Origin of the sequence: Oceanobacillus sp. E9, assembly GCF_001741975.1 — a bacterium.
GTDB lineage: Bacteria > Bacillota > Bacilli > Bacillales > Amphibacillaceae > Oceanobacillus > Oceanobacillus kimchii.
The window spans coordinates 407,186-422,684 of sequence record NZ_LSNA01000001.1 but is presented as its reverse complement, the minus strand read 5'-3'; the positions used below and the strand labels follow the sequence as shown (position 1 = coordinate 422,684).

General features: G+C 38.2%; 15 protein-coding genes. 14 read left to right on the top strand and 1 reads right to left on the bottom strand.

Annotated features, from left to right (window positions below):
- Nucleotides 1-6 precede the first annotated feature (6 nt).
- The 5 genes from AQ616_RS01895 (at nt 7) to AQ616_RS01875 (ending at nt 4,986) form a co-directional block, all read left to right on the top strand.
- Nucleotides 7-483, top strand: coding sequence for a tripartite tricarboxylate transporter TctB family protein (locus AQ616_RS01895; RefSeq protein ID WP_017798513.1), 477 nt, complete (start codon nt 7-9; stop codon nt 481-483).
- A 16-nt stretch (nt 484-499) separates the two neighbouring features.
- Entirely contained in the window at nt 500-1,990 is a 1,491-nt protein-coding gene (locus AQ616_RS01890) for a tripartite tricarboxylate transporter permease (protein WP_017798512.1), read from the top strand.
- A 239-nt stretch (nt 1,991-2,229) separates the two neighbouring features.
- Nucleotides 2,230-3,843: a gamma-glutamyltransferase family protein gene (locus AQ616_RS01885; protein WP_017798511.1), complete on the top strand. Its 1,614-nt coding sequence runs from the start codon at nt 2,230-2,232 to the stop codon at nt 3,841-3,843.
- A gap of 34 nt (nt 3,844-3,877) precedes the next feature.
- Entirely contained in the window at nt 3,878-4,459 is a 582-nt protein-coding gene (locus tag AQ616_RS01880) for a chromate transporter (protein WP_017798510.1), read from the top strand.
- Nucleotides 4,459-4,986 carry a chromate transporter gene (locus AQ616_RS01875; protein ID WP_017798509.1) on the top strand — a complete coding sequence of 176 codons (528 nt, stop codon included), beginning with the start codon at nt 4,459-4,461 and terminating at the stop codon, nt 4,984-4,986. The genes AQ616_RS01880 and AQ616_RS01875 overlap by 1 nt, the downstream gene beginning before the upstream one ends.
- A gap of 49 nt (nt 4,987-5,035) precedes the next feature.
- Here AQ616_RS01875 and AQ616_RS01870 read toward each other — a convergent pair whose 3' ends face one another.
- On the bottom strand, nt 5,036-7,057 hold the full coding sequence (locus AQ616_RS01870) for a catalase (protein ID WP_017798508.1): 2,022 nt from the start codon (nt 7,055-7,057) through the stop codon (nt 5,036-5,038).
- A 209-nt stretch (nt 7,058-7,266) separates the two neighbouring features.
- On the opposite strand from AQ616_RS01870, the gene AQ616_RS01865 reads away from it, so the two are divergent.
- The 9 genes from AQ616_RS01865 (at nt 7,267) to AQ616_RS01825 (ending at nt 15,414) form a co-directional block, all read left to right on the top strand.
- Complete coding sequence (locus AQ616_RS01865; RefSeq protein WP_069684889.1) at nt 7,267-8,244, top strand: Gfo/Idh/MocA family protein; 978 nt, start codon at nt 7,267-7,269, stop codon at nt 8,242-8,244.
- 333 nt (nt 8,245-8,577) lie between these two features.
- Complete coding sequence (locus AQ616_RS01860; RefSeq protein ID WP_069684888.1) at nt 8,578-9,918, top strand: four-carbon acid sugar kinase family protein; 1,341 nt, start codon at nt 8,578-8,580, stop codon at nt 9,916-9,918.
- A 23-nt stretch (nt 9,919-9,941) separates the two neighbouring features.
- The gene (locus AQ616_RS01855; protein WP_069684887.1) at nt 9,942-10,562 is read left to right on the top strand and encodes a GntR family transcriptional regulator; all 621 of its coding nucleotides are present in this window, start codon (nt 9,942-9,944) and stop codon (nt 10,560-10,562) included.
- A gap of 29 nt (nt 10,563-10,591) precedes the next feature.
- Nucleotides 10,592-11,620 (top strand): zinc-dependent alcohol dehydrogenase, encoded by a 1,029-nt coding sequence (locus AQ616_RS01850; protein WP_069684886.1) that lies wholly within the window; start codon nt 10,592-10,594, stop codon nt 11,618-11,620.
- 10 nt (nt 11,621-11,630) lie between these two features.
- Nucleotides 11,631-12,620 carry a TRAP transporter substrate-binding protein gene (locus AQ616_RS01845; RefSeq protein ID WP_069684885.1) on the top strand — a complete coding sequence of 330 codons (990 nt, stop codon included), beginning with the start codon at nt 11,631-11,633 and terminating at the stop codon, nt 12,618-12,620.
- A 5-nt stretch (nt 12,621-12,625) separates the two neighbouring features.
- Nucleotides 12,626-13,129 carry a TRAP transporter small permease gene (locus tag AQ616_RS01840; RefSeq protein WP_069684884.1) on the top strand — a complete coding sequence of 168 codons (504 nt, stop codon included), beginning with the start codon at nt 12,626-12,628 and terminating at the stop codon, nt 13,127-13,129.
- The gene (locus AQ616_RS01835; protein ID WP_069684883.1) at nt 13,126-14,400 is read left to right on the top strand and encodes a TRAP transporter large permease; all 1,275 of its coding nucleotides are present in this window, start codon (nt 13,126-13,128) and stop codon (nt 14,398-14,400) included. Before AQ616_RS01840 ends, AQ616_RS01835 begins: the two co-directional genes overlap by 4 nt.
- 20 nt (nt 14,401-14,420) lie before the next feature.
- A complete protein-coding gene (locus tag AQ616_RS01830) occupies nt 14,421-15,065 on the top strand; it encodes a class II aldolase/adducin family protein (RefSeq protein WP_069684882.1) in 645 nt (214 codons plus the stop codon).
- Between the two features lie 73 nt (nt 15,066-15,138).
- Nucleotides 15,139-15,414, top strand: coding sequence for an acylphosphatase (locus AQ616_RS01825; protein WP_017798506.1), 276 nt, complete (start codon nt 15,139-15,141; stop codon nt 15,412-15,414).
- The last annotated feature ends 85 nt before the right edge of the window (nt 15,415-15,499 follow it).

The window sequence follows — 15,499 nt, the reverse complement described above, 5'->3', positions numbered from 1 at the left end:
TAGGCATTGACTAGTGCAAAACGTGATTTGTTAAATGCGATTCTCTTGTTAGGGTTCAGTGGGTTAGCTTATATCGGTTCAACTCAAATACCGATTCAAGGATTCGGAAAAACAGAAGCCAATTTCTTTCCAAATATTATTATTGCCGTATTAGTGTTTTTAAGTGTTTGTTTGCTTGCGCATAGTATATATCGCTTCACGAAAGAACCAAAAGCGAAGAACGTATCAATACGTAATGCCTTCCGTAGCAATAAAAAAGTCATCATCACGTTTGGGTTATTCGCAGCATATGTGTTTATCCTGCCATACGCTGGATATTTTATTGCTTCAATCTTATTTTTGATTAGTTTATATACCGTCTTAGCACCCAATAAGAATAAAATTATTCTCGTTAGTTTATTCATGATTGGATTGGTTTTCATATTATATGTGGTATTTCAACAGGTACTATCCGTATTTCTACCTCCTGGCATACTCTTTTAAAAGGAGAATTAACTAAATGGAATCTATTTTATTAAGTATTGAAGCGATTTTAAATGTACAAACCATTCTTATCCTGCTTACGGGAGTAGTTGCAGGTATCATTATAGGAAGTATACCCGGCTTCACGATTACCATGGGAGTAGCTTTAACGTTGCCATTTAGTTTTGGAATGGAGCCAATCAATGGAATCGCACTGATGATGGGCGTTCAAGTTGGTGGTAGTTCAGGAGGCTTAATCACGGCTTGTTTATTAGGGATTCCAGGAACTCCTTCAGCGATGGCGACTACGTTTGATGGTTATCCCATGGCAAAAAGTGGACAACCCGGTAAGGCGTTAGCGATTGGATTGTGGTCTTCCTTTGTTGGTACGATTATATCCGGCATTATTTTAATTTTCACTGCACCGATTTTAGCAGAATGGGCACTAGCCTTTGGGCCATGGGAAATGTTTGCTCTCATGTTATTCGGTATTAGTGCCATTGCAAGTCTCAGTGATGGTTCATTGTTAAAAGGCTTAATCGCTGGTAGTTTAGGATTAATGTTTTCGATGGTAGGATCCGATCCGCTTACCGCTGTGTCGCGATTTACCTTCGGGTTCACTGAACTGATGGCTGGGTTTAACTTTCTCCCTGTTCTAATTGGGATATTTGCTTTTTCTCAATTAATGGATGATATACGTAAACCACCAGGCCAATTATCTCTCGATAGCAGTGCTTCGGTTTCTTATCCTATACTTAAAACCATCCGAGACTTATGGAAATCCGGAGTGAATGTGATCCGGTCGAGCCTAGTAGGTACATTAGTAGGTATCTTACCAGCAGCCGGTGGTAGTATTGCCAATATCTTAAGCTATGATGTTGCGAAAAAGTTTTCCAAGAAGCCTCAAGAATTTGGCAAAGGGAGTAAGGATGGATTAATTGCTGCGGAATCTGCGAATAACTCTTCCATAGGTGGTTCGCTTGTACCGATGCTCTCATTCGGGATCCCAGGTGATGCCGTTACGGCAATGATGCTTGGAGCTTTATTAATTCACGGTATTCAACCAGGACCATTGTTAATGCAAAACCAGCCTGTACTTGTGAATGGAATATTTATTTCATTATTCATCGCAGCCATTTTAATGTTGATTATCCAAAGCTTTGGTATCAAAGTTTTTATGAAGATTAACCAAATCCCTCATCATTTATTAGTTCCTATCGTTCTATTATTATGTGTATTAGGAAGTTTTGCTGTAAATAATCGAATCTTTGATGTGTGGGTACTATTAATTTTCGGGCTAATCGGTTTTTGGATGAAGGCGAATAAGTTTCCATTAGCACCATTTATTTTAGGGATTATCTTAGGACCAATGATTGAAGAAAACTTGCGTCAAGCGGTGTCGGTAAGTTCTGACCTGTCTATGTTTTTCACTCGTCCGATCTCAGCAGGTTTAATTGTCTTATCCATAATATCGATGGGTTATGGAATCTATAGTAATATGAAGATGAATAAAAAAGTGGAAGAATAATAGAAGAGGTTGTTCAAAAAGTCCGGTGAAAATGACACTTAACAGGGGGACCTTCTGCTAAAATAGTCCACGTCCTGTGGGCAACGCAGAAATCACCACGTCCTGTGGAAGCTCGTTGGCTTGCTTTTTTAGTTCCTCACGTATTAACTGCATACGTTCCGGTACTTAAAGCTACGCCGCATCGATCTTCTCGGTCCTTTCCATCCTCCTTTTGAACACGCACTAGAAAGGGAGATTTGATGAATTTTTTTCATACAGAAACATATCCTTATACAAATCCGAGGCATGCAACCTATGCAAAAAATGGAATGGTGGCAACATCTCAACCACTCGCCTCAGAAGCAGGACTTTCGATATTAAAAAAGGGTGGTAATGCCATAGATGCTGCTATCGCTACAGCGGCATGTTTAACGGTCGTTGAACCGACTTCGAATGGGATCGGCGGCGATGCTTTTGCGTTAGTGTGGACAAAAGGTAAACTGCATGGACTTAATGCAAGTGGCCGTTCACCTCAATCGATCTCCATTGATAAGGTGAAAGAAACAGGAAATGAACAGATTCCTAAATATGGATGGATTCCCGTTACCGTACCTGGAGCACCGAGCGCTTGGGCAGCTTTATCTAAGAGGTTTGGCAAGCTTTCGTTACAAGAAGTATTACAACCAGCGATTGACTATGCACAAGAAGGATATCCTTTGTCGCCGACGTTAAGTAAGTTTTGGAAAAAAGCGTATACCGTCTTTAAAAAGGAATTATCCGATGACATGTTCCATGAATGGTTTGAAACATTTGCTCCAAACGGTCGTGCTCCAGAAACAGGAGAGATTTGGAGTTCGCCTAACCATGCCAAAACATTACAAGAGATTGCCGATACTGACAGTGAATCTTTTTACCGAGGAGAAATAGCAGCGAAAATAAGTGCATTCTCGGAAGCGAATGACGGATTTTTAACATCAGAGGACCTGGCAGCCCATCAAGCAGAGTGGGTGAACCCAATAAAAGTAAACTACCGTGGTTATGATGTTTGGGAAATACCACCAAATGGGCAAGGGATTATCGCTCTACAGGCATTGAATATTTTAAAAGGATTTACATTTGGAACGAAAGAGGCAACCGACACATACCATAGACAGATTGAGGCGATTAAGCTGGCTTTTGCTGATGGGCAAGAACATTTGACAGAAGAAAATCATATGAGACATTCGGTAGAAGATTTATTAAGTGACTCTTATGGAGAGTATCGAAGAGGGTTAATTGAAGATGAAGCGATGCAACCGGAAGCAGGCGAACCAGCACTAAGTGGTACTGTATATCTAGCAACGGCAGACAATGAAGGAAACATGGTTTCTTTTATACAAAGTAATTATATGGGATTTGGTTCTGGCCTTGTAGTTCCTGGTACAGGAATTGCCCTGCAAAATCGCGGGCATAATTTTTCGATGGATCCGAATCATGTGAATGCACTAGCTGGAAACAAGCGGACGTATCATACGATTATTCCTGGATTTTTAACAAAAGATGCCGAGCCAATTGGTCCTTTTGGTGTGATGGGAGGGTTTATGCAACCTCAAGGTCACGTACAAGTAATCATGAATACCATTGATTTTCAGTTAAATCCACAAGCAGCTTTAGATGCACCAAGATGGCAATGGATGAAAGACAAACAAGTAGAAGTGGAAAACACCTTTCCACACCACATCGCAATGGACTTAGCGAGGAAAGGTCATAACATACGTATTCAATTAGAACCGAATAGTTTTGGGCGTGGACAGATCATTTGGAGAAATCCCGAAACAGGAGTACTGGTTGGCGGAACGGAATCCCGTACGGATGGTACGGTTGCCGCTTGGTAAGTAACAACAACAGCTTAGTAAAGGAATTTGCTATATGAGAACACATTGGAATATTTTTATCGCTTTTTTTCGCGTAGGTATGTTGGGATTTGGTGGAGGGCCAAGTTCCATACCGCTCATTTATAAAGAAGTAGTGGAAAAATATAAATGGATGAATGATGAAGATTTTGGTGATGTATTAGCACTTGCGAATACACTTCCAGGACCAATCGCGACCAAGCTTGCGGGTTATATCGGTTATCAAGTTACAGGATTTTGGGGAATGCTTAATGCAGTACTAGCTGGTATTGTACCAACGATTTTTCTAATGGTAGGTTTGTTGGTGTCACTGTCATCTTTTAGAGAATATGATTGGGTGCAAGGAATGACGGCTGCAGTTATCCCTGTTGTAGCAGTGATGCTAGCGACATTGACCTGGCAATTCATTGAAAAAGCCGGAAGCGGAATGGGTTGGCTACAAACAGGTATCATGTTAATCATTGTTTTTGTTCTACTCGAAATGTTACACATCCATCCTGGAATTCTTATTGCAACGTTGTTAGCCATAGCATTATTAAAAAAGAATAAGATACCTGAACAAGAGGAAGAGAGAACAGCAAGGGAAGGTGGTTCGTAATGGTTTATTGGGAACTATTTATCGCCTTTTTTATACCAGGAATTCTCGGTTATGGAGGAGGTCCAGCTTCGATTCCATTAGTCGAAAACGAAGTGGTAAGTCGATTCGGCTGGATGACTGTTCAAGAATTCAGTGAAGTGCTTGCGCTAGGTAATTCTTTACCTGGACCAATTGCTACGAAGATGGCAGGTTATATTGGCTATGATGTTGCAGGTGTTATCGGTGCTTCGGTATCTGTATTTGCAACAGTCGCCCCATCGCTAGTATTAATCCTTGCGCTATTAGGCATACTTTATCGGTATAAGAATTCTCCAAAAGTAAAAAGAATGACGTTGTACATACGACCGGTGATTGGAATCTTACTGGGTGTGATGGCATGGAATTTCTTTAGTGAATCATACATCGGTATTGGATTCTGGCAAACAGCTATTCTAGCAGTCGCTAGTTATTTTCTTATGGAGCGTATAAAATTACATCCTGCATTTGTAATTGCAGGTGCATTAATTTATGGTGGGTTTTTGTTGTAATGGATAATAAAGCAGCTATCAAATGGGTTGATAGCTGCTCATATTTCACTTATTTCCCGTCACGATTCCAAAATCTCGCTTCGGCAACGGCTTCTACAAATTGTTTCGCATTATTGGTAACAACGCCTTTTTCATCTGTTAGTCCTAAATCATGAAGTACAGAAGCACCATCTTGAATAGCACCAATTGGTTTATAGTGCATATAAGCTTCTTTAACGAAGTTGGGAGCTTCTTTTGTAAATAATGGTTTTGTTCCTTCTTTGTTGACAATTAGAATTGCATCAAAGAGGACAGAATCTGCCGTCATAAAGGTGTGGTGCACTGGAATTTTGGATCCACCTTTACTTGAAATCGATCCTTGATGATCGCTGATGATCTCTGGATTGATGTTTGCTTTGTTCAGCGCTTTTATATAGGAGAATAATTCTTCATCGAATCCATCAGAGACAATAATTCCTACTTTACGAGTATCCGCTTTTTTCTTCGTGTTGGCTTGACTTAAAGCAGGGGAAGATTTTGTATAGTTTATATCTTTTTTCTTCGGTACAGCTAGTCCAAGGTTTTCTGCAATTCCTGTTACTAAGTCGTGATTTACATTTGAGAACATATCGAGAACTTGTTCACGAATCGCTACTTCCTGACATTTCCCAAGTTCAAAGCTAAATGCATCAATGATATGTTGTTTCTCTACATCGCTCATACTGTTCCAGAATAAAGCAGCTTGTGTAAAGTGATCTTCAAAACTAACACTTCGAGCCCGCACTTTCTTGCCTTCCACCTTCTCTTGGTAGTGTTTATAACCGCCTTCTTCTTCACTAACAGGTGTTGGTGTGTTATCCGCTAAGGAGTTTTTATGGTAGCTAACTTGTCCAGAATTAATCGTTTGTCGGCCGTATCCATCACGTTGATTATTATGGAATGGGCAGACAGGTCGATTAATTGGGAGTTCATGAAAATTTGGTCCACCTAAACGAATGAGTTGCGTATCTGTATAAGAAAATAGACGTGCTTGTAACAACGGATCATTCGTAAAATCAATTCCTGGTACGACATGACCTGGGTGAAATGCAACTTGCTCGGTTTCCGCAAAGTAATTATCTACATTTTGATTCAATGTCATTTTACCAACAATTTTTACAGGAACATCTTCTTCTGGCCAAATCTTGGTTGGATCTAGAATATCAAAATCGAAGTTAAATTCATCTTCTTCTTTAATGATTTGCAATCCTAGCTCGTACTCTGGATATTGGCCATTTTCGATCGCGTCATAAAGGTCACGACGTTGAAAGTCAGGATCATTACCGTTTAATTTTTGTGCTTCATCCCAGATCACGGAATGAACGCCTAAAACCGGCTTCCAGTGGAATTTTACAAAGAATGCTTGTCCTTCTTCATTAACAAAACGGAACGTATGCACTCCAAAGCCTTCCATCATTCGAAAACTTCGTGGAATTGCTCGGTCGGATAGATGCCACATAATCATATGTGCGGTTTCTTGATTATTGGCAACAAAGTCCCAAAATGTATCATGTGCAGATGCTGCTTGTGGGATTTCATTGTGTGGTTCAGGTTTTACCGCATGAATTAGATCTGGGAATTTAATGCCATCCTGGATAAAGAAGACTGGAATATTATTTCCAACTAGGTCATAATTTCCTTCATCTGTATAAAATTTTGTTGCAAATCCTCTGACATCACGCGCCAAATCACCTGATCCACGAGAACCTGCTACAGTAGAAAAGCGAACAAAGACAGGTGTCTTCTTGCCAGCTTCACTAAGGAAATCTGCTTTTGTATATGGGGCAAGTGATTCATAAGCTTCAAATTCCCCATGGGCAGCAAATCCTCTTGCATGAACGACACGTTCCGGAATGCGTTCATGGTCAAAGTGGGTGATTTTCTCTCGCAAATGAAAGTCTTCTAATAATGACGGACCACGATCACCTGCTTTTAGTGAAAATTCATCTTCATTCATTTTTAATCCTTGATTTGTTGTTAGTGCTTTTCCTTTATCATTAACTCGGAATTTATCTAGTTGTTGGTTCTTTTTGTTTTGCTCTTGATTACTCATATTGGTTCCTCCTTTAAATGTGAGAAGTGTTAATTTTCCATTCCCTTTAAGAATAAGATTAAACAAATGAGAATAGAAAAATCAGTATTTCAGGAAATTATTCCTAGTTACTCAGGAAGGTAATGAAATGCCATATCGAAAATAAAGAATTAGTGGTACACTACAATCAATAAATTGAAAATTTGTTTAAATGTGAAGGGAGAAATCCAATGAAATATAAAAAGGTACGTTGGGGGATTATTGGTTGTGGGGATGTAACAGAAGTAAAAAGTGGACCTGCTTTTCAAAAAGTGAGCAATTCCCAACTAGTGGCAGTCATGCGAAGAACCGGTGAATTAGCAAAAGACTATGCAGAACGTCATGGTGTGCCAAAATGGTATGATGATGCGGATGCTTTAATCAACGATTCAGAAGTGGATGCGGTATATATCGCAACTCCACCAGGTTCTCACAAAGAGTATACATTGAAGGTGGCTCAAGCAGGAAAGCCGGTATATGTCGAAAAACCAATGGCATTGAACGAGGCAGAATGCCAGGAGATGATTCAAGCGTGTAAAGATGCAGACGTTCCATTGTATGTTGCCTATTATCGAAGAGCACAACCTAGATTTAAAAAGGTAAAGGAACTATTGGACGTACGAGCCATCGGTGACGTACGTTTTGTGTCTACCACGCAATATCAAAAGATCGCTGATGATATAAAAGAGCAACCTTCACTTCCATGGCGGTTACAACCAGAAATATCGGGGGGCGGCCTGTTTTTTGACCTTGCCAGTCATACATTAGATATTCTTGATTTCTTACTTGGGCCTATCGAAGAAGTGCATGGAATAAAGTCCAATCAAGCGGGATATTACGAAGCAGAAGATATTGTAACAGGCACCTATCGATTTGAGTCTGGGGTACATGGTATAGGAAATTGGTGTTTTACTGCTTTTGAGAATGTAGATAAAAACGAAATTGTCGGGAGCGAGGGGAAGATTACGTTTTCCACCTATGGGGATGATCCAGTCGTTTTGACAACTGCTGATGGGCAAGAAGAATGGTCATTTGAGCGTCCGAAGCATGTCCATCAACCGTTGATTGAAACGATCATGAAAGATTTAACCACAGAAACTAAACAAAGCCCTAGCACTGGTGAAAGTGGCGCTAAAGCAAATTGGGTCATGGATGAGTTAACGAAATGAAAGTGAATATAACATGCAAAAAAAAGGAACCTATTTAAGAAGAATGGTTCCTTGTTTTTTTGTGAAGATTACTTATATTTTTTAATGATCATTACAGTTAGAAGAGATTCATTATAATATCTTGATTAAACGGAAGCTAGTAAGATATTGATGATTTTTAATTTATTCGTAAAAAATTTATTTAACTCGTTGAGTGCTTTTATGACAAGGTTTTTAGTTTGCTGAAAAAATGTTAAAAATAATTTTCACTTTATTGACAGTTTTTAATTTACCTGCTAATATCTTTTTTAGATACAACATAGATCTAAGTTAGATATTTTGGTGGTGATAGTTTTGAAAAGGCTTTTATTAGGATTTTATGGTGATGATTTCACTGGATCAACGGATGCAATGGAAGCGCTCGATCAATATGGTTTAAAAACAATACTTTTTCTTAAGATTCCTGACCAGGAAATGATCGATCGTTTTCAACATGTAGATTGTGTAGGCGTTGCAGGAACTGCTCGAGCAAAAGGTATCAAAGGTATGGAGGAAGAATTGTCTCCAGTCTATGAATTCTTACGTCAACTAAATTCAACCTTTGTTCATTATAAGGTCTGTTCTACATTTGACTCTTCTCCAGAGGTTGGGAGCATCGGTTTTGCTATTGACTTAGCGAGAAATTACTTTAATGAAGGAAGTTATCCGCTTCTTGTAGCAGCCCCGAATTTGGGAAGGTATACAGTATTTGGTGAACATTTTGCAAAATTTCAAGAAGAAATATATCGATTGGATATACATCCAGTTATGTCCAAACATCCAGTTACTCCGATGGATGAAGCAGATTTAGCAAAACATTTGCAAGCGCAGACAAAACAAGAAATTGCAAAAGTAAATGTATTAGAATTAGAAGCTAAGACTGCTCAACAACTGATAGATCAAGAAAATATAGATGCTGATATTATATTGTATGATGCATTGAATGCTTCTCACATGAATAAAGTTTCAGAAGTTTTGTGGGAGAAGCGAAGCGAAAAGCCTCAGTTTATAGTTGGATCATCCGGTGTAGAATATGCAATTGGTGATGCAATAGAACGGGAAGGCGTAATAGTTAAAGAAAATAAAACCATCAGTCCAAGCAATGTAAATCAACTATTCGTTGTTTCTGGAAGTGTCTCTGATGTAACGAAGCAACAGTTAGAGAATGCAGAAAAAGCTGGATTTGAATTAGTTCAAATACCGTTTGAAATGTATACCGATTCTTCTATCGTTGAAGTTTTCTTAGATAACATAATTCAGCAAATAGAAGAAAAGAAAAAAGTAATTATGTATACGGCAAAAGGTACCGAGGATCCAATTATTGCTCGTACAAAAGAGCATCTATTAAATAACGGTGTAAAGAAACAAGATATAGGCATTTACATTGGCGAGAAATTAGGCGAGTGGACAAAGTCAGTTATTGATCAAGCATCTTTGCGAAGAGTAATCATATCTGGTGGTGATACTTCTGGCTTTGTTACTTCGAATCTTGATATTTATGGATTAGAAGTGCTCGATTCTATTGCGCCAGGGGCACCTTTATGTATAGCATATTCAGAGAGAGCAAAATATGATGGACTAGAAATCGCATTAAAGAGCGGTCAACTTGGAGGACCAGCGTTTTTTGAGAAAGTCTATCAGTCAGGCTCTAAATAATTTGTTAAAGGATGTATTTGAATATGTTATTAAAAGAAGTTGCCTATCAGGAAATTAAAGCCAAAATTTTAGAAGAGCATTATGAAGCGGGACAATTTTTATCGGAGCGTACATTAATAGATGAGTTAGGCATGAGTAAAACACCAATAAAAAATGCGCTCGTAAGATTAGAGTCTGAAGGATTTGTTACAGTTTCTTCAAAGCAAGGAATCATTGTCAATGACATCTCTATTGAACGAATTAACGATATTTATAATTTACGGATAGCATTAGAAACATTTAATTGCCAAGAACTGTATCACCGTATTACACAGGAGCAATTAAAAGAACTTGAAGATAACGTACAGGCTACAAAAGAAGCTGCTAAAAATAAAGATGTTACATTATTTGCTACATTAGATCACGAGTTTCACTTAGCCATAAGTGAGTTTGTAGGAAATAAGGAGATTACTAGAGTTTTATTAAACTACCAAGATCACTTACGAAGAATTACACTTCGTCATCTAAAGAAAGATCCTGGTAGAGTAGAGAAATTTTACTCCGAGCATGAAGAAGTTTTAGATGCTTTAAAAAGAGGAGATATAAAGTGCGTAGAGTTAATGAAAAAGCATCTATTGGACTCCAAGATGATGTACTTTCAATAACTCCTGCTGATATAAGGGAGAGATAGTTTATGAAAGCGGTATTTGTAGAAGACGCTGAGAAAATTAGTGTGAAAGATATAGAGGTCCCAGAATTAAAACCTAATGAGGTGCAAATTAAAGTGAAGGTCGCCGGGATTTGCGGCTCCGATATTCATACGTACAAAGGCTTACATCCATTTCGTAAACCACCGGTGGTTATCGGACATGAAGTAGCCGGAGAAGTAGTAGAAGTTGGATCATCCGTTACAAAGTTCAAGGTCGGTGATCGAGTTACGGTGGAGCCGCAAATTGGTACAGGAGAGAGCGAAGGAGTAATTACGGGAAATGTAAATTACTCTGATACAAGACTAGCTCCAGGAATGGGCGACTGGTTAGGAACGATGGCTGAATATTTCGCATCGCCTGAAGAACAAGTAATTAAGTTACCAGATTCCGTTAGTTATGATCAAGGCGTATTAGTAGAACCTCTTGCTGTAGGTGTACATGCAGCATTTAAAGGAGATGTTCAACCAACCGATCGGGTAGCAATTTTGGGAGCTGGACCAATTGGCCTTCTTACACTTATCGCTGTAAAAGCTAAAGGGGTAAAAGATATTGTTGTTACGGATGTACTCGACTACTCTTTACAAGTGGCAAAAGAAATGGGCGCTTCAGAAGTAATTAACATTAAGGATAATTCAAATTGGATTCACGATGCGAAGCAGAGCTTAGATAAGGGATCTTTTGACAAAGTATTTATTACTGCGGGTGTTCCAGGTATTGTAAATGATTCTCTTAATCTACTAAGAAAAGGTGGACGAGTAGTAACAGTAGCTATGTTCCATGGACAACAATCTATCGATATCGAACAATTACAGCAAAATGAGAAAGAAATTATTGGGTGTATGACATATAATCGTCCAGATACGGAAGAAGCCGTAGAAATAATTGCAAGTGGAAATCTTGCTGTAGAGAAGGTTATTTCCCATAAATTGCATTATGAAGAAGCGGCAAGAGGTTTTACAATTGTAGATAAAAAGAAGGATAAATCCGTCAAAGTACTTGTTTCATTTGAATAGGGGGATAAAAATGAAAACAAAAATAATCGTATTACTTTTATCGGCTGTGGCTTTAATATTAGCTGCGTGTAGTCAAGGAACATCGAGTGCTGAGGAACCAAAGGTGTTGAGGTTAGGGCATATTCAAAGTGAGTCCAATGCCTGGCATAAGGGGTCTGTCAGATTCGCAGAACTAGTGTCTGAAAAAACAAATGGTGCCGTCAAAGTAGAGGTTTATCCAAGCTCTACTTTGGGATCGGACCGTGATTTAGTAGAGGGCATGCAAATAGGGTCAGTAGATTTTGCGTTAGTTGCCGGTGTGATGTCTAACTTTTATGAGCCTTACTCCATCTTAGAACTACCTTATTTATTTGAAGATTTGGAACACTTGGAGGCGTTTGTTTACGGTGAAAATGGTAAGCGATTGCAGGAAGAAATGTTGGAAGAAACAGGTGTGCGAGGATTAGAGTTCTGGCTTAGAGGTCCGCGGGAATTAACAACAAATAAATTAGTTGAATCGCCTTCTGATTTAAGAGGTGTAAAAATTAGAGTACCAAACATTGAAGCCTCTGTAGAAGGGTGGACGGCGATGGGAGCTAGTCCAACTCCAATGAACTTTGGAGAAGTATATTCCTCATTACAAACAGGTGTTATAGATGCACAAGAAAACCCAATTGCTTTTACAACAAGCGCACGTATACATGAAGTGCAAGATTATCTTGTGAAAACTGACCACGTCTTTGGGTACGTGCAATTATTAATGAGCGAAAAAGCTTTTGAAGAGCTAACGGAAAAAGAAAAAGAAGCTGTTTTAGAGGCTGCTGAAGAAGCTCGTAATTACCAAAATGAAATCGTTTTCCAAGAAGAGGAAGAAGCACTTCAAGACATGCTTGACCAAGGTGTGGAAGTAATAGAAGTAGATCAAGAACCGTTTAGAGAAGCTATCCAAGAAGTTAATGAAGAATTAGCTGATAAATATGGTAGAGAACTATACGATACGATACAGGAAATGAGGGAGTAGAGCCAATGAAAACGTATATTAATATAATGGATAGCATTAATAATTGGGTGAAGTATTTGGTATCTTTCTTCCTAGTTGCACTTGCTGTTTTAGTTGTTCTGCAAGTAACAACACGTTTTGTCATTAACGTACCATTAAGTTGGACAGAAGAGTTAGCAAAATACCTGATGATTTATATTGTGTTTTTAGGTTCAGGTTTAGCAATGAGACATAATCAACATATAGCAATTGACTTTCTATTAGAAATTGTAAAAGCTGAGAACAAAGCCCGCTTACAAAAAATTGTATTATGTATTTGTGGAATTTTTAGTCTAGTGTTAGTTGTTTATGGAACACAGTTAACCTATATTGTAATTGGTCAATCGACGCCAACACTACAGTATTCTATGGCATGGGCATATGCGGCAATACCACTTGGTTCGCTTCTTATGTTGTGTAATGTTATTGCATTATTAATGAGTCCACTTGAAGATGATGATGCGAAGGAAACGGTAGGTGACATTCTATGATTCTTGTATTAGTTCTATCGTTAATTGTGCTATTTATAATTGGTGTACCTGTGGCAATTTCATTAGGGCTATCTTCTAGTTTAGCTATTTTAGTTGCAGGAGACATACCGTTGTTAACATTGGCACAACGTGCTTTTGTTTCACTAGATTCTTTTCCTCTACTAGCTATTCCGTTATTTATACTTGCGGGGGCTTTAATGGAATACGGTGGAATATCGCAACGATTAATAAATTTGGCTAATGCAATTACTGGTCATGTGCCAGGAGGATTAGCGATTGTAACTGTAGTTACCACTATGTTTTTTGCAGCTATATCAGGATCAAGTGTAGCGGCAACTGCAGCACTTGGTGCAATTTTGATTCCAGCTATGATTAATCGCGGCTATGATAAAGAATTCGCAGTGGGAGTACAAGCTGTTTCTGGAACGTTAGGAATTATAATACCACCGAGTATACCATTAATATTGTATGGTACAGCTGTTGGGGCTTCTATTGGAGACTTATTTATCGCTGGAATGGTACCAGGAATCATCATTGGTATTGGGCTAGTTATAACTGTGTATATCTTGGCCAAAAAGCGAAACTATTTAAAAGAACCCAAGAAATCCGGCAAAGATATTTGGAAGGCATTTTTAGAAGCAATACCAGCATTAATTATGCCAATTATCATACTAGGTGGAATTTATAGTGGAATATTTACTGCTACCGAAGCTGCTGGTGTAGCGGTTGCTTATGCATTTATTGTTAGTGTCTTAGTCTACAAAGCAATCAATAAAGAAAATATAAAAGAAATATTAACTCAAGCATCTGTAACGACATCTACAATTATGTTTATTCTTGCTACGGCTGGATTATTTAGCTGGATACTAACTATTGAAAATATACCGCAACAAGTTGCTAGTCTAATAACTTCTATTTCAGATAGTCAGATGGTGTTCTTAACTATAGTTGTTCTGCTACTTTTACTTGTAGGTATGTTTATGGAGACAAATGCTTCTATTATCATTTTGGCTCCAATCCTTGTACCGGTTGCTGTAGAACTCGGACTAGACCCAGTTCATTTTGGTATTGTTATGATCGTTACATTAGCAATTGGTATGGTGACTCCACCATTAGGGTTGAATCTATTTGTTGTATCCAAAATAGGAAAAGTACGTATTGATCATTTAACAAAAGGGTTAATCCCTTTCTATATTGCTATTCTTATTAGTTTAATCGTCATAACATATGTCCCTTCCATAACAATGAGCTTAGTGGAATGGATGAAATAAATAGAAAAGGAAGTGAATAAATGGATAATCAACTATTAAATCAATTGAGTTTAACTGGGAAATTTATGATGGATAAAGACCTTGCCTGGGGCACTGCTGGCAATATAAGTGTAAGGTCTGGCGACGGATATATCATTTCTGCTACAGGTACTTATTTAGGAGAACTAGAGGTGGAAGACTTCTCTTTCTGTAAAGAAGGGGAGCATGTATTAGGTAAAAAACCATCGAAAGAATTTTTAATGCATGAATGGATTTATGAAGAAAGGCCAGAAATTAATGCTGTGTTACATGCATCTCCTTTCTACAGTACTTTAATAGCTAATTCCGATATTGAACTTCCGTCAAATTATTTTGTAGAATCAATGTATTATTTGGAGCGAATATCGCGAGTTCCTTTTTATCATCCGGGAAGTAAGGAATTGGCACAAGCTGTAAAAGAAAGAGCGAAAGATGCAAATGTCTTTTTATTAGAGAATCATGGAATCATTGTCTGTGATGTCAATTTAAAAGAAGCTCGTACAGCTTTACAAACGTTAGAGTATACAGCTCGTATGCATATTACTGCTTTGGAAAAGAATATTAATATAAATAGTTTAAGTGATGAAACGGTTCATGATTTTCTTCACCATTCTGGATATAAACCTCTTCGCGATTGGAACAAATAAAAATAGTAGAGTCATACTTTTTATAGTGTGGCTCTATATATTTTGGGGTATGTTACATACTAGAGGTGATAAGATGAGACACGTAAAAGTAAAGGTAAAAGGGCAAGTACAAGGCGTTGGATTTCGTTATTTTACACAACATGCAGCGTCAGACAATGCTATCGCTGGATGGGTTAGAAATGAAGATGATGGAAGTGTTCTTATCGAAGCGCAGGGTGAAGAGCAAAACATGGATGCTTTCTTAAAAGAAGTAGAACAAGGTCCGACTAAGTTTGCCAGAGTTCAAGATATGGAACTGACGGAGTTGGAAGAAGATGCTGGGCTTACCAAGTTTGAAGTGAAATATTAAAATGAAAATAGAGTATTTAACAAGCTAATTTAGTTTATGCTAGGTTAGCTTTTTATTTTGGCGTTATATGAAAAAGCATCTAAAG

Bases quoted from the DNA above. Each gene is read 5' to 3' on its own strand.
- AQ616_RS01855 (WP_069684887.1), top strand. From the start codon at position 9,942: ATGTTATTAAAAGAAGTTGCCTATCAGGAAATTAAAGCCAAAATTTTA.
- AQ616_RS01825 (WP_017798506.1), top strand. From the start codon at position 15,139: ATGAGACACGTAAAAGTAAAGGTAAAAGGGCAAGTACAAGGCGTTGGA.
- AQ616_RS01840 (WP_069684884.1), top strand. From the start codon at position 12,626: ATGAAAACGTATATTAATATAATGGATAGCATTAATAATTGGGTGAAG.
- AQ616_RS01850 (WP_069684886.1), top strand. From the start codon at position 10,592: ATGAAAGCGGTATTTGTAGAAGACGCTGAGAAAATTAGTGTGAAAGAT.
- AQ616_RS01835 (WP_069684883.1), top strand. From the start codon at position 13,126: ATGATTCTTGTATTAGTTCTATCGTTAATTGTGCTATTTATAATTGGT.
- AQ616_RS01830 (WP_069684882.1), top strand. From the start codon at position 14,421: ATGGATAATCAACTATTAAATCAATTGAGTTTAACTGGGAAATTTATG.
- AQ616_RS01885 (WP_017798511.1), top strand. From the start codon at position 2,230: ATGAATTTTTTTCATACAGAAACATATCCTTATACAAATCCGAGGCAT.
- AQ616_RS01845 (WP_069684885.1), top strand. From the start codon at position 11,631: ATGAAAACAAAAATAATCGTATTACTTTTATCGGCTGTGGCTTTAATA.
- AQ616_RS01865 (WP_069684889.1), top strand. From the start codon at position 7,267: ATGAAATATAAAAAGGTACGTTGGGGGATTATTGGTTGTGGGGATGTA.
- AQ616_RS01890 (WP_017798512.1), top strand. From the start codon at position 500: ATGGAATCTATTTTATTAAGTATTGAAGCGATTTTAAATGTACAAACC.
- AQ616_RS01875 (WP_017798509.1), top strand. From the start codon at position 4,459: ATGGTTTATTGGGAACTATTTATCGCCTTTTTTATACCAGGAATTCTC.
- AQ616_RS01870 (WP_017798508.1), bottom strand. From the start codon at position 7,057: ATGAGTAATCAAGAGCAAAACAAAAAGAACCAACAACTAGATAAATTC.
- AQ616_RS01880 (WP_017798510.1), top strand. From the start codon at position 3,878: ATGAGAACACATTGGAATATTTTTATCGCTTTTTTTCGCGTAGGTATG.